Origin of the sequence: Deinococcus sp. LM3 (genome assembly GCF_002017875.1) — a bacterium.
Taxonomy (GTDB): domain Bacteria; phylum Deinococcota; class Deinococci; order Deinococcales; family Deinococcaceae; genus Deinococcus.
Genome location: NZ_MUFV01000001.1, coordinates 1,435,358 through 1,448,032 on the forward strand (window position 1 = coordinate 1,435,358; position 12,675 = coordinate 1,448,032).

At 71.8% G+C, this 12,675-nt stretch carries 13 protein-coding genes; 6 read left to right on the plus strand and 7 right to left on the minus strand.

Annotation, left to right across the window (positions count from 1 at the left end; translation table 11 throughout):
• The first annotated feature begins 31 nt into the window (after positions 1-31).
• Positions 32-1,798, plus strand: a complete 1,767-nt coding sequence (locus tag BXU09_RS06785) for an ABC transporter ATP-binding protein (protein WP_078301374.1) — start codon at positions 32-34, stop codon at positions 1,796-1,798.
• 7 nt (positions 1,799-1,805) lie between these two features.
• Here BXU09_RS06785 and priA read toward each other — a convergent pair whose 3' ends face one another.
• Positions 1,806-4,331 (minus strand): primosomal protein N', encoded by a 2,526-nt coding sequence (gene priA / locus BXU09_RS06790; protein WP_078301375.1) that lies wholly within the window; start codon positions 4,329-4,331, stop codon positions 1,806-1,808.
• Positions 4,332-4,449: 118 nt separating this feature from the next.
• Here priA and BXU09_RS06795 point away from each other — a divergent pair, with 118 nt between their 5' ends.
• Complete coding sequence (locus BXU09_RS06795) at positions 4,450-5,373, plus strand: DMT family transporter (RefSeq protein ID WP_078301377.1); 924 nt, start codon at positions 4,450-4,452, stop codon at positions 5,371-5,373.
• Here the strand turns inward: BXU09_RS06795 and BXU09_RS06800 are convergent.
• The 3 genes from BXU09_RS06800 to BXU09_RS06810 form a co-directional block, all read right to left on the minus strand.
• The gene (locus BXU09_RS06800; RefSeq protein WP_144012009.1) at positions 5,357-5,719 is read right to left on the minus strand and encodes a hypothetical protein; all 363 of its coding nucleotides are present in this window, start codon (positions 5,717-5,719) and stop codon (positions 5,357-5,359) included. The genes BXU09_RS06795 and BXU09_RS06800 overlap by 17 nt on opposite strands.
• 274 nt (positions 5,720-5,993) lie before the next feature.
• Positions 5,994-6,287, minus strand: coding sequence for a hypothetical protein (locus BXU09_RS06805; RefSeq protein ID WP_078301380.1), 294 nt, complete (start codon positions 6,285-6,287; stop codon positions 5,994-5,996).
• A 167-nt stretch (positions 6,288-6,454) separates the two neighbouring features.
• Entirely contained in the window at positions 6,455-7,846 is a 1,392-nt protein-coding gene (locus BXU09_RS06810) for an RNB domain-containing ribonuclease (RefSeq protein WP_078301381.1), read from the minus strand.
• 247 nt (positions 7,847-8,093) lie between these two features.
• On the opposite strand from BXU09_RS06810, the gene BXU09_RS06815 reads away from it, so the two are divergent.
• The 4 genes from BXU09_RS06815 to BXU09_RS06830 are packed head-to-tail and all read left to right on the plus strand — an operon-like array spanning position 8,094 to position 10,306.
• Positions 8,094-9,002: a hypothetical protein gene (locus BXU09_RS06815; protein ID WP_078301383.1), complete on the plus strand. Its 909-nt coding sequence runs from the start codon at positions 8,094-8,096 to the stop codon at positions 9,000-9,002.
• On the plus strand, positions 8,999-9,217 hold the full coding sequence (locus BXU09_RS06820) for a hypothetical protein (RefSeq protein WP_078301384.1): 219 nt from the start codon (positions 8,999-9,001) through the stop codon (positions 9,215-9,217). The genes BXU09_RS06815 and BXU09_RS06820 overlap by 4 nt, the downstream gene beginning before the upstream one ends.
• Positions 9,214-9,909 carry a hypothetical protein gene (locus BXU09_RS06825; RefSeq protein ID WP_078301386.1) on the plus strand — a complete coding sequence of 232 codons (696 nt, stop codon included), beginning with the start codon at positions 9,214-9,216 and terminating at the stop codon, positions 9,907-9,909. Before BXU09_RS06820 ends, BXU09_RS06825 begins: the two co-directional genes overlap by 4 nt.
• Positions 9,910-9,952: 43 nt before the next feature.
• The gene (locus BXU09_RS06830) at positions 9,953-10,306 is read left to right on the plus strand and encodes a DUF2089 family protein (protein ID WP_078301387.1); all 354 of its coding nucleotides are present in this window, start codon (positions 9,953-9,955) and stop codon (positions 10,304-10,306) included.
• Between the two features lie 57 nt (positions 10,307-10,363).
• Here BXU09_RS06830 and BXU09_RS06835 read toward each other — a convergent pair whose 3' ends face one another.
• From BXU09_RS06835 to BXU09_RS06845, 3 genes are all read right to left on the minus strand, one after another.
• Positions 10,364-10,723: a tRNA-binding protein gene (locus tag BXU09_RS06835; RefSeq protein ID WP_078301389.1), complete on the minus strand. Its 360-nt coding sequence runs from the start codon at positions 10,721-10,723 to the stop codon at positions 10,364-10,366.
• 24 nt (positions 10,724-10,747) lie between these two features.
• Positions 10,748-11,275: a GNAT family N-acetyltransferase gene (locus tag BXU09_RS06840; protein WP_078301390.1), complete on the minus strand. Its 528-nt coding sequence runs from the start codon at positions 11,273-11,275 to the stop codon at positions 10,748-10,750.
• Between the two features lie 553 nt (positions 11,276-11,828).
• Positions 11,829-12,524 carry a Crp/Fnr family transcriptional regulator gene (locus BXU09_RS06845; RefSeq protein WP_055363632.1) on the minus strand — a complete coding sequence of 232 codons (696 nt, stop codon included), beginning with the start codon at positions 12,522-12,524 and terminating at the stop codon, positions 11,829-11,831.
• Between the last annotated feature and the right edge of the window lie 151 nt (positions 12,525-12,675).

Sequence of the window (12,675 nt, forward strand, 5' to 3'; positions counted from 1 at the left end):
GGCATTTGACGTTCCAGTTATCCTCGCCCGTATGCCTGCCCCCTCCCCGTCTGTTTTGCGCCGCCTGTACGGTCTGCTGAGTCCGTACCGCCGCACGGTGGGTCTGGGCCTGCTGCTGCTGACCCTGAGCGTGGCGGCGGAACTGTACCCGCCGCTGGTGTGGATCCGGGTGGTGGATCAGGGCATTCCGGAACGGGACTGGGTGTTCATCGGGGGGCAGCTGGCGGTGCTGGTGGGGGTGTTCGCGGCGCAGCAGGTGCTGTCGGCGTGGCGGGGGCTGCTGCTGGAGCGGGCGGGGCAGGCGTTCACGCGGGACCTGCGCCTGACGCTGTACGGGAAGTTGCAGGGGCAGTCGGCGGCCTACTTCGAGGGGCAGCGGACCGGGGATCTGCTGGCCCGCGTGACGGGCGACGTGGACGCGTTGCAGGACGTGCTGGTGCGCGGCACGGACGCCGTGCTGGCGAACGCCCTGCGGCTGGTGGGCGTGATCGGGATCTTCATTGCGTTGCAGCCGCTGCTGGGCATTGCGACGACCATTCCGATGATCGCGGTGGCGTTCATGCTGCGCCGCTACGCCCGCACCGTGCGGCCCGCGTACCGCGCGGCGCGCTCCCGCCTGGGCGACCTGAGCGCCCTGATCGCCGACCGCCTGAGCGGCATCCGCGTGGTGCAGGGCTTCGCGCGCGAGGACGCCGAGGCCGCCCGCATCGGTGCGCTGGGTGAAGAACTGTACCGGGTGGGCGTGCAGGCCGTCACCATCCGCAACCGCGCGTTCCCGCTGGCGCGCTTCGTGGGGAACTTCGGGAACGTGATCATGCTGGGCGGCGGCGCGTGGCTGATCATGGCCGGGCAGTTCACGCTGGGCGGCCTGCTCGCGTACCGGGGGTACGGGCGGTACTTCTACGGCCCCATCGACGACCTCGTGAACATCGGGGACCTGCTCCAGCGGGCCGAGGCAAGCGGGCGGCGCGTGTTCGAGGTGCTGGACGCCCCGGTGCCCGTGCAGGACCGCCCCGGCGCGCGGCCCCTGCCACTGCCGGTGCGCGGGCAGATCGACTTCGAGAACGTCACCTTCGGGTACGACCCGGCCCGCCCGATCCTGCGCGGCGTGACGCTGCACGTCCCGGCCGGGCAGCGCGTCGCCCTGCTCGGCGAGAGCGGCGCGGGCAAGAGCACCCTGCTGGGCCTCGTGACCCGCACCTTCGACCCGCAGGAGGGAACCGTGCGCATCGACGGGCACGACGTGCGCGACCTGACCCTGACCAGCCTGCGGCGCGGCGCGGTCAGCATGTCGCAGGACACCTTCCTGTTCCACGACACGGTGCTGAACAACGTCACCTACGCCCGCCCCGACGCCACCGAACCCGAGGTCCAGGCCGCCCTGCGCGCCGCGCACGCCCACACCTTCGTCAGTGCCCTGCCGGACGGTCTGAACACCGTCGTCGGGGAACGCGGCGTGAAACTCTCCGGCGGGCAACGCCAGCGCCTCTCCATCGCCCGCACCCTGCTGGCCCGGCCCACCCTGCTGCTGCTGGACGAACCCACCAGCGCCGTCGACGCCGAGAGCGAAACGCAGGTCGTGGCCGCCCTGACGGAACTCATGCGCGGCCGCACCGCCCTGATCGTCACGCACCGCCTCAGCCTCGCCCGCACCGCCGACCGCGTCATCGTCCTGTCCGGCGGCCAGATCGTCGAGGACGGCCCCCCGGAACTCCTGCGACAGCGGGATGGCGCGTACGCCGCGCTGGAACGCGCCTCGGGACTGGTGGAAACGGGCGTAGCGGAAGTCGTGAGCTGACGCTCGTTTACAGCCCCCCCCGTGGATTCACGTCCACCCGCACTCTGGCTTTCCAGGTGCGGGTGTCCAGCACGCGGAGCAGTTCGCCGAGGCGGGTGTCGTTGCGGGCGCGCAGGAACAGGTGGTAGGGGTACACGCCGCGCAGGCGGGCGACGGGGCTGGGGGCGGGGCCGAGGACTTCGTGGGTGGTGGCGCCGGCGCCGTGCAGGGCGTCGGCGAGGTCCTGGGCGGCGGCCTGGGCTTTGTGCTGGTCGCGGGCGCTGATTTCGATCTGGGCGAGGCGGGCGTGGGGGGGGTAGTTCAGGGCGGCGCGGGCGCGTTCCTCGGCGGCGGGGTAGGCGAGGGTGTCGCGGCCTTCGACCATGACTTTCAGGGCGGGGTGGTCGGCCTGGAAGGTCTGCACGACGGTCATGGGGGCGCGGGTGGGGTGCCATTCGGCGAGTTGCCGCAGCAGGCGGTGGTAGCGTTCTGAGGCGCGGAAGTCGCTGACGTTCAGCCACGTGTCGGCCAGGGTCACGCCGATCAGGGCGAGGTCGGGCGGCGCCTCGTGTGACAGCAGCAGTTGCGTGCCGACGATCACGCCGCTCTCGCCGCGCATCAGGGGGCTCAGGTCGTCCTGGTGGTCGCGGTCGAGCCGGTAGACGGGGAAGCCGGGCAGGAGTTTGCGGACTTCCTGGGTGATCCATTCGGTGCCGGGGCCGCGTGCCTTCCACATGCGGTCGCCGCATTCGTCGCAGCGGTCCGGGACGGGCTGGTGGTAGCCGCACTGGTGGCAGGTGAGTTGCCGGGTGTCCTGATGAAAGCGCAGCGGCACGTCGCAGTGGCGGCACTGGGGGGTGTGTTCGCAGGTAGGGCAGCGCAGCAGGGCGCTGTACCCGCGCCGGGGGGCGAGCAGCGCCGCCTGCCGTCCGCGTTCCTGCACCTGCCGCAGCACGCGCGCGAGGTCGTGGCTGATGGGGTAGCCCATGTCGGCGGGTGCGAGGTGCGCGCCGGACAGCGGTCCGATCTGGGCCTGTTCGGGTGGGTGGGCGTAGTCCACGACGTGCACGCGGGCGCGGGGGGGTGGGAGGACCGCGCCGGGGTGCGGGACGCTCTCGGCGGCGGGCGCGGCCCCGACGTATGCGAGGGCGGCGTCGTGTGCGGTGGCGAGGCGGGCGGCCACGTCGGGCAGGAAGGCGCGGCTGCCGCTCAGGAGTTTGTGGGCGTCGCTGGCTTCCTCCAGCACGACGATCAGCGCGGGGTCGTGCAGAGGGGCGGTCAGGGCGTGCCCGCTGCCGATGACCAGCCGCGCGTGCCCGCTGCGCACGAGCTGCCAGGTGTGCTCGCGCTGCGCCTCGCTGAGCTGCCCGCTGATCTGCGCGGCGTGCGTGCCGCAGGTGCGGGCCAGGCCGCTCAGGTGCTCCCAGCTGCGGCGCAGCGTGGCGGCGTCGGGTGCGAGGACCAGCACGCCGCGTCCCTGCCGCAGCAGCCGCCCGATGCGGGGGGCCAGGGCGGCGGCGCGGCTGGCGGGGCGGCCCCCGTGCAGCCTCCAGACGGGCGCTTCGGGCAGCTGGTCGGGCCGGTCGGGGTCGGGGGCGGCGGCGGCGGGTTCCGGCAGGGCAGGGGGCGGGGCGGGCACCTGGATGGTGTCGGCCCAGCCGCGCAGGGCGAGCGTTCCGGCCTGCGTGCCGCTCAGGGGGATGCCGGCGGCGCTGGCCCCGGCCGCCCAGGCGGCGTAACTGTCGGCCGGGCCGTGGGCGCGCAGCCACTCCCACGCGGGCGGCGGGGGCCGTTCGGTGCTGGTGTACTCGGCGGCCCCGGCGTTCAGGGCGGCGGTCACGACCCCGGCGCTGACCCCGGCGCCCCGTGCCCAGGCGCTCAGGGTGTCGCAGGGACCGTGCTCCGCGAGCCACGCGACAGCCTGCGCCTGTCTGGGCGTCAGTGTCGGTGGCTGGGTGGGGGCGGGTGTGACGGCGCGCAGGACGGTCACCGTGCGGCTGGCGGGCGGGACGTGTTCGGGCGCGCGGGCCTCCACCACGCTGATCAGGCGGGGCTGCGGCGTGAAGCGTTCCTCCAGCAGGCCCTGCTCGCGGATGGCGTCCAGCAGGGCGGGCGCAAAGGCCCCGGCGTCCGTCCAGCGGTCGGTGGGTGCGCGGCGGGCGAAGGCGCTCAGGTCGCTGCCCGGCACGGCGCGGACCATGTGGGCGTACGCGGCCGCCCAGCCCACGCCCAGCAGGTCGCCCCAGATCAGCCCGGCGGGAATGCGGGCGTCGTGCGCCCAGCCCTGCACGCCGGTCACAGTCGCGGGCGGCACCCACGGCGCGGCGGGGTCGTCGAGCAGGTGCAGGGCCTCGCGCAGGCGGTGGGCGGCGCGCGGGTCCCCCTCGCCCACCACAAGGCCCACGACCAGCTCACCGCGCCACGGCACCAGCACCCGGCACCCCAGCGGAACCGGCCCGGAAAAGCCGTGCGGCGCGCCGAAATCGTACGGCGGCACCGGCAGGTTCACGGCCACCTGCCACGGGTTCGGGGAGGGAGGGGCGGGCGGCGTCACGTGCCGCAGGCTAGCGCGCCGCGCCCGGCCGCTTCCGTGACCTGCGCCATCGGCCACCGGCGCCGGACGGCTGGGCAGCCCGGCGGGACGTCCCGGCCGGGCACGCTACCCTCCGGGGGTGACGCTGCCGCCTGCCCGCCCCGCTCCCGCCCCGGTGAACGTCCGCACCGGCCTGCTGCTGGGCGTGACCTCGGCCCTCACGTTCAGCACGCTGGGCGTCTGGGGCAAACTGGCCGGGCAGGTGGGCCTGGAGTCCTTCAACGCGCTGGCGTGGCGTTTCGGGCTGGTGGCGCTGCTACTGCTGCCACTCACCTCGCGCGGGCTGAGCGGCGCGGACCGGTGGCGGATGCTGGGCGTGGGCGTGCTGTACGCGGCGGCGACCATCTGTTACTTCGGGGCGCTGGGGCGCATCACGGCCGGCGCGACGGGCCTGCTGCTGTACCTCGCGCCGGCCTTCGTGATCCTGCTGGCGTGGCTCTCGGGGCGCGCGCCGCGCCGCACGCAACTGGGCGCGGTCACGCTGGCCTCGGCCGGACTGGCCCTGGTGGTCGGTCTGCCCGGCCCCGCCGACCGGGACCCGGCTGGACTGCTGCTGGGCGCGGGGGCGGGCGTGCTGTACGCCACGTACCTGCTGGCCAGCGAGCGGCTGCTGGCGGGCGTACCAGCCCTGGCGTCCACGGCGCACATGGCGCTCGTGGCGGCGCTGGTGTTCACGGGACTGGCGGCGGGCGGCGGCACCCTGGGCGTGCCGGACACGGCGGCGCAGTGGGGCGTGATCGCGGCCATGGCGCTGCTCCCCACCCTGATCGCCGTGCCCGCCCTGTACGGCGCGGTGCGGCACCTGGGCGCGGCCCGCACCAGTCTGCTGGGCACCCTGGAACCGCTGTTCACGCTGATCCTGGCCGGCGCGGTGCTGGGCGAGCAGCCGGGACCGGGCGTGGTGCTGGGCGGCGCGCTGATCCTGGCGGGCGCGCTGCTGGCGCAGTGGCCGGCGCGCCCGGTTCCGGCCGGGGAGAGGCGGGCGGTCAGCGGCCGTCGCTGAAGGTCACGGTCAGCGGGTCGCGGGTGGGCTGCCCGGCCAGCGGGCCGCTGGCCCCCACAATGCTCAGGTCCGGCGTGTCGCCGCTGGCGGCCGGAAGTTGCAGGTGCAGCAGGCGCGTGCGGCCCCCCTGCACGCTCAGGACGCTGACTTTCAGTTCCCCGGCGCGCACGCAGCGGGCGTTCATGGGGCAGCGGCTGTCCTGCACGCGCAGCAGCGTCACGGTGCCGCTGCCGAACGCGGCCGTCTGGCCGGGGATGAGGGTCACGGTTGCGGCCTGCGCGGCGCCCAGGACAGACGCACCACTGGCGGCGAGAACGAACAGCAGGCGGGACAGGATGCGGGTCATGCCGCCCACTGTGCCCCGCGAAGCTGAGCGCAGACTGATGACGGGTCTCATGCGGACTCCGATTGAATGGGCTGTAAAGCCCGCTGGGTCCGAGCGAAGCGAGTGGGAGCAAGACGGGTTCCGGACGTGGAGCTGGCAATCCGGCGCGTGGGCGGGTTATCGACGAAACAGACGGAGTCCGTATGACGCGTATCAGCAGGCGGCGGCCACTCCCGGAATCAGTCGGGGGTGGCCGCCGAAGGCGTGGTCATGGGGGCGCTCTGTGGTGGGCGCGTTATCCGGCGCAGGACGCGTCGCCGCTGCCGCCCCCGTGGTCTGCGCCGCAGTCGGCCAGGGCGCGGAAGCTGGCGGCCTTGCTGCTCAGGCCCATCTGGTCGTAGCACCCGGCGAGTTTCAGCGCGAAGAATTCCACGGCGCGGCAGTCCTCGCGGCGCTCGGCGACTTCCAGGCAGGTGCGGTAGTGCAGCACGGCGAGGTGGTACTGGGCGCTCCGGGCGGCGTGCTCGGCACGGCAGTGGCTCATGCGGAGGGACACGATGTCGCTCTGGGCGCTGATCACGGCGGTCATAGCTGGCAGTGTAGCCATGACCCACCGTGAATGAATGAAAGATGAATCAGGTTTGACAGTACGAAACGTGCGTCTATAACGTTGTTTTTCGCTGACGGCGAAATGAGAGCCCGTGATTTTATGCACCGCGCGAACCGCCCGCTCTGCCTGGATCAGGCGGGGGCCGTTCAGACGATGCTGGCCCGTACGCCCAGGGTGCTGAGGTTCACGTCCAGCAGGCGCACCTGTAGCGTGGTGTTGAGGGGGGCGGGCGTGCTGCTGGGCAGGTCGAACGCCAGGTCCGGGATCAGCAGGGTCGCCTGCGGGCCGCGCCGGTCCACGACCACGGCGTCCCACACGCGCTCGGGTTGCGCGGCGATAAAACGCAGGGTGTGGTGGCGGCGGCTCAGGCGTTCGGCCTGCCGGGTGCCGTCGGCGTTCAGGCCCGCCTGCGCCACGCGGGCGGCGACCTCCTTCCCGCCCAGCGGTTCACGCCCGGCGAGGTGGGCGCGCAACTGCTGGTGCACCACGAGGTCCAGGTAGCGGCGCATGGGGCTGGTCGCCTGGGTGTACAGGTCCAGGCCCATCCCGGCGTGCGGGCCGGGCGCCGGCTGAAAGCGGGTGCGGGACAGTGTGCGCCGCCGCGCCCACTCGGCGCTCAGGCCGGTGCCACGCACCTCGCGCTGGGGTGGGTCCTGCGTGGCGAACGGCAGGGGAATGGCGTGGTCGTCGGCGTAGATGGCCGCGCCCCAGCCGGCCAGGGTCATGCATTCCTGCACCACGGCGCGCATCTCGGGCTTGGGCAGGGGCGTCACGAGGGCGCCGTCGGGGCCAGCCTTCACGCGAACCTCGGGCAGGTCGATGCTCAGGGCGCCCTCCTGCACGCGCAGGTCGCGGCTGGCGCGGGCCAGTCGGGCCAGGGTCACGAAGGGTTCCTGGTTGGCGTCCAGCGCGGCCTGCGCCTGGGTGTAGGTCAGGCGGGTGACGCGCACGGTCGTGAGCTGCACGTCCACGGCCTCGGCGTTGCCGTCCGCGTCGAGGTCCAGGCTGATGCTCAGGGCGGGCGTGGTGGGGTGTAGGCCCAGGCCGGTCTTCTCGACCAGTTCGTCGGGCAGCATGCCGATGGTCTGGTCCGGCAGGTACAGGGTCGCGCCGCGCGCGCGGGCCTCCAGGTCCAGGTCGCTGTCGGCGGGCACCAGGGCGGCCACGTCAGCCACGTGCACCCACAGGCGGGTCAGGCCGCCGCCGAGGACCTCGATGCCCACGGCGTCGTCCGGGTCGCGGTTGCCCTCGTCGTCGATGGCGTAGGCGTCCAGGTGGGTCAGGTCCAGGCGGGGTTCGTCCGTGAAGTCCGGGACGCTCAGCGTGACGGGTTGCGTGGTAGCGCCCAGGCGGTCGGCGTAGGGGGTGCGGCTCTCGTCCCACAGGCCGGCGCGCAGCAGCAGGGCGTGCGCGGCTTCCGGCGTTTCCGTGAGGCCCAGGTCGCGCAGGGCGCGGCTCTTGGCCTGCTTGCCGCGTGCCAGCAGTTCGATTTCCGTGCGCTGCGCGGGGCTGAGGTCGGGGGCGGTGGGAAGGCTCATGGCTCAGAGCATAAAGCAGCGGCAGGCGGGGCGCAGGCGAGCAACGGGCCGGGTGGCGGGGCAGGGGAGGCCAGCCGCATCCTGAGTCAGATTGATAAGTCTGGTTTTACATCCTTCTGTCGTGGTGGCCTGATCAGCCTGCTGGGGGAGCGTCCTGAGTCGATTTCCCCAGCCATTTGGGCTGAATGCAAAATTAAGATTGACAGATTGGTAAATCCATGTTTCTATATGAGTACAGGAGACGAACATGGATGAACAGCATGGGTCCGAAGATTTCCGTTCGCAGGTGCAGCGTCTGGTGGCCGAAGGCAAACTCACCCCCGAGGAGGCCGCCGGTCTGCTCGAGGACCACGCCCCCACCCCTCCCGACCTCGGCAAGTCCACCCCCGCCACGCTCCCGGGAGCCGCACTCCCCGGGCACTTCGGCCCCAGCCCCGGCCCGGACCCCGCCCGTGACCTGACCCTCAGGGTCAGCGGGTACAGCCTGACCGTCCTGCTCGACCCGGCCCTGGCCGCCCCCACCCTCAGCGCCAGCGAGGAAGGGCAACTGACGCTGAGCCACGCCCCCGACGGCTGGCACGTCGCCCGGCGACAGTCGCCCGAGAAGAACCTGAATTTCGGTTCGCTGCGCGCCATCCTGACCGTGCCGTTCACGCCGAATTTCGTGCATGCCAGCGTCGAGGGCGGCAACCTGACCCTGCCCGACCTGAGTGGCGACCTGAGCGCCGAGGTCAGCGGCGGCAACCTGAAACTGCAGGATGCCCACGCCCTGCACGCCACCGTCAACGGCGGCAACCTGAACGGCGGCAACATGAGCGGCCCCGCTTACGCCACCGTCAACGGCGGCAACCTCACCCTGACCGGGTCGGTCGCCCTGACCGCCGGCGTGAACGGCGGCAACCTCCGCTGGGCCGGGGTGCTGGGCAGCGGCGACCACCGCGTGGAAGTGAACGCCGGGAACGCCACCCTGCACCTCGGCGCGGGCAGCAGCGTCACCCTGAACGCCGAACTGACCATGGGGTCCTTCCGCGCGGACTTTCCCACGCAGCGCAGCGGATCGTTCCTGACCACCTACCACACCGGCCAGATCGGCGGCGGTGACGCCCACCTGCACTGCCGCGTGACGGCCGGCGGCCTGAAGGTCGTGACCGCATGACCGCCCTGCCCGCCCACGCCGCGCTGGGTATCGCCCGCCGCCGCCCGAACCTCCTGGCCCGCCTGCGCGCCCTGCTGAGCGCCGCCCTGCACCCCGACGCGCAGGCCACCCACGACCGGCAGCAGGCCCGCGCCGCCCTGCACGCCGAGGCGCACCGCGCCGCACTGCTGCGCGCCCAGCTGGGCGGAACCACCCTGACCGGAGGCCGCCCGTGAAAGACAAGATCCGCCGCATCCTCGACCTGATCCGCGCCGGGCGCCTGACCCTGGACGACGCCGCACCCCTGCTGGCCGCGCTGCACACCCGGCTGGCCCTCCAGATCACCGACCGCGAACTGCTGGCCGCCCTCCTGAACCGCGAGGAGCTGACCACCGACCAGATCGCCGAACAGCTGATGCTGCTGCGCGGCGTGCCGGACGCCCCGAACGCCGCGCAGTCGCCCCGGCCGCCCCAGCCACCCCGTCCGCCCTACCCCCCGCAGCCGCCCCAGCCCCCGCGCCGCCCGCAGGTCGTGATCGGTGGTCAGCGCGTGCGCGGCCTGGAGGACCTCGTGGAACGCTTCGCGGACCGCTTCACCGGAGGAATCGACGAGATGGTCGACCGCATCACGCAGCAGGCCGTCCCGCACGAGCCCGTCCCCCCCGAGCCCCACATGCCCCGCGCCTCGGCCCGCATCCTGCGCATCGAGATCGAGAGCGGGGGCGGCGACGAGTACAGCGCGAACCTGCCCGTCAGTCTGGCCGCGCACCTGCCCAGGCTGATCCCGCCGCACGGCGTGCGTGCGCTGGAAGCCGCCGGCCTGAGCATCGAGGCGCTGCAACTGATCATCGAGGCCGACCCGCCCCCCGGCCCGCTGATCGACTCCGAGGACAGCAGCGGGAACGAGATCCGCATCAGCCTGAAATGACCCGCACCCGGCGGGAGTCACCCGCCCCTTACAGTGAGGATCTATGCGCCCCCTGCCCCTGCCGTTCCCCGATGAAACCGAAGCGCCCCTGGTCACGGAACTGCGGTTCCCGACAAGTGGCGTGACCGTGCGCGGCACCTTCGAACTGAACGAGTTCGCGGTCCTGACGCCCGACAACCTGGAATTCCTGCGCCTGTACATCCGTGTGCGCGGCAACCTCAAGGAGGTCGAGCGGGTGCTGGGCGTCAGTTACCCCACCGTCCGCGCCCGTTTCGACACGCTGCTGCGCGCCATCGGCTACGAACCGGAACTGGCCGACCCGCACGCCGAGGTCCTGAGCAGCCTCGAACGCGGCGAGATCACGCCCGAGGAAGCCGCCCGCAAACTCCGCCGCTGAACGGGGGCAGTGGGAAGTAGGGAGTGGATGATCACTGCCCGCCTCCCGCACCCCCCTTCAGAACACCTTGCTGCCCAGTTTCGCCTCGCGGGCAGGGGTGAGGGGGGTGGCGTCGCCGCTGGGGGCGCCCGTGAACTGCACGCCGAGAATCAGGACGTCCGAGACGGTGTCCCCGACGGGCCGGGCCTCGAAATTCAGGACGCCGAGGACCTGCATGCCGATCAGTTCCTCGGGGGTGTGCCCGGTGAAGCGGCCCACGCTGGTGCGCACGCCGTACCGGCCGAAATCCACGCTCAGGCGGTAGGCGGGTTTGGGCGTGCCGGGGGCGGGTTCGGCGCGCAGGACGCGGCCCAGGCGGATGTCCAGGCGGTCGAGGGTGTCGGCGGGCGTGACGGTGTCCTTGAGGGGGGTGGCCATACGGTCAGCGTGGCACGCGCCGGGTCAGCGCAGGGTGCTCAGGTCTGACCAGCCCAGGCGGAGTTCGCGCAGGTCGCCTTCACGCTTCTGGCCGCCTTCCACGCCGCCCTGCCGGGCGTACCAGTCGCGGGTGGGGTTCACGTCCAGCACCCACAGGGCCATGCTGCGGGCGCCGCGTTCCCGCAGGGCCGCCGCGACGGCGTGCAGGAGTGCCCGGCCGGTGCCGTGCCCCTGCGCGGCCCGCAGGGCGTACAGCGTGAACAGTTCCGAGTCGAAGCCCGGATGGGCGCGCGCTTCACCCGCCGAAGCGAAGGCCAGCACGGTTCCGTCCGCCTCGGCCACGCGCACCACGTCCTGCCCGGCCGTGATGTTCTGCGCCCAGAACGCCTCGCGCTGCGCCTGAGCCTCGGCGCCCGTCATGCGGTCCAGAAAGTCGGCGGGCATCAGGCCCGCGTACGTTTCACGCCAGCTCTGCACGTGAACGGCGGCGATACCGGGGGCGTCGGCGGGCGTGGCGGCCCGGATGAGGGGCGGGCTGACCGGTGTGGACATGGTTCAGCATAAACAAGAGTTTCCAGGCGGCACGAGATGCCCTCCAGGACGCCACCGAGCATAGCCCTATGTGGATTTTTATCGGTCAGAACAGCATTCTTCGTGTCTCGACCCCCTGCATCCCGTACCACACGACATCCGACGCCTGTCGCCTTTTCGTACTTCGACCGGCAGATGCTCGTATCCGGGCTGTTCAGGCTGAGAAGGGCTCATCACGGCCAAAAACCTCCTCCAGAGCGCAACGGGGAAAATGACGTGCTGACCGATGTTTCCCCTTCCCTGTGCAGTCATGACGTCGTGTGGCACGCGACTCCAGCAGGCGTGGAAACTCTTGGCATAAAAGAACGCCGCCCCGGAAGGCGGCGCAGATGAGCGGACTGGCGAACCGGAGTCCGTCTCATCGGATTCCGTCTGTTTCGTTGACAACCCGGCACAGCACCGGCTTGCCAACTCCACGCCCGGAACCCGTTTCTCTCCTACTCGCTCTTCTGCGAAGCTCTGCGAGTCCGCCCGGACCCAACGGCTTTTGCAAGCCATTCAATCGGAGTCCGTCTCAGTTGCCCTGTTCGATGTAGCGTTTCAGGGCGTCCAGGCGCACGATGATCGGCGTGCGGGCGCGGACGATTGCGCCGTCCTGTTTCAGTTTGCCCAGGCTGTGGCTGACCGTCTCGCGGGTCGCGCCGACCATGCGGGCAATGTCTTCCTGGTTCAGTTTCAGGTTCAGTTCCACGCCCTGCGCGTGCGGGCGGCCGAACTCGCGGGCCAGTCGGTACAGCAGGCTCGCCACGCGCTCCGGGGCGCTGTACGCGCTGACGGTGGCGGTCCAGGCCTGCGCCTCGAACAGGCGGGCGGCCATCAGGCGGATCAGTTTCATGGCCAGGTCGGGTTTGCTGTTCAGCAGTTTCTGCAGTTCGGTGCGGGGCAGCACGATCAGGGTGGTGCGTTCCAGCGCCTCGGCCTGGGTGGGGCGGCGTTCCTCGGGTTGCAGCAGCAGTTCCCCGAAGGTGTCGTGCTGACCGATGACGCCCAGGATGGCTTCCTTGCCGTTCGGGAAGAGTTTGCTGATCTTGACGAGGCCGCTGCGAACGAAGTACAGCGCGTCGGCAGGGTCGTCCATGCGGTAGATGACCTCGCCGGGCTGGTAGGACCGGTAGGGGGTGGTGGCGGCCACTCGCTCCAGTTCGGCAAGTTCAAGGTCGGCGAAGAGCTCCGTTCGCTTGAGGTGCCAGACCAGGCTTGGATAGTTCATGATTCTTCACACAATACCCGAAAGAACGTGCGGTTACTCGCAGCCGTGACGGCACCCCCCCGGCCGCCACCGGGTGTGTTACGGGTCAGTTGAGGCGGCGGCCCGTGCCTGTCCGGCCAGTCAGCAGGGACACCGCCTGCCGGGCGGGGCG

What these genes read in the sequence shown, in the direction of transcription:
- BXU09_RS06785 (WP_078301374.1), top strand. Translation starts at nt 32, where the DNA reads ATGCCTGCCCCCTCCCCGTCTGTTTTGCGCCGCCTGTACGGTCTGCTG.
- BXU09_RS06800 (WP_144012009.1), bottom strand. Translation starts at nt 5,719, where the DNA reads ATGACCCGCATCCTGTCCCGCCTGCTGTTCGTTCTCGCCGCCAGTGGT.
- BXU09_RS06805 (WP_078301380.1), bottom strand. Translation starts at nt 6,287, where the DNA reads ATGACCGCCGTGATCAGCGCCCAGAGCGACATCGTGTCCCTCCGCATG.
- BXU09_RS06810 (WP_078301381.1), bottom strand. Translation starts at nt 7,846, where the DNA reads ATGAGCCTTCCCACCGCCCCCGACCTCAGCCCCGCGCAGCGCACGGAA.
- BXU09_RS06815 (WP_078301383.1), top strand. Translation starts at nt 8,094, where the DNA reads ATGGATGAACAGCATGGGTCCGAAGATTTCCGTTCGCAGGTGCAGCGT.
- BXU09_RS06820 (WP_078301384.1), top strand. Translation starts at nt 8,999, where the DNA reads ATGACCGCCCTGCCCGCCCACGCCGCGCTGGGTATCGCCCGCCGCCGC.
- BXU09_RS06830 (WP_078301387.1), top strand. Translation starts at nt 9,953, where the DNA reads ATGCGCCCCCTGCCCCTGCCGTTCCCCGATGAAACCGAAGCGCCCCTG.
- BXU09_RS06835 (WP_078301389.1), bottom strand. Translation starts at nt 10,723, where the DNA reads ATGGCCACCCCCCTCAAGGACACCGTCACGCCCGCCGACACCCTCGAC.
- BXU09_RS06840 (WP_078301390.1), bottom strand. Translation starts at nt 11,275, where the DNA reads ATGTCCACACCGGTCAGCCCGCCCCTCATCCGGGCCGCCACGCCCGCC.
- BXU09_RS06845 (WP_055363632.1), bottom strand. Translation starts at nt 12,524, where the DNA reads ATGAACTATCCAAGCCTGGTCTGGCACCTCAAGCGAACGGAGCTCTTC.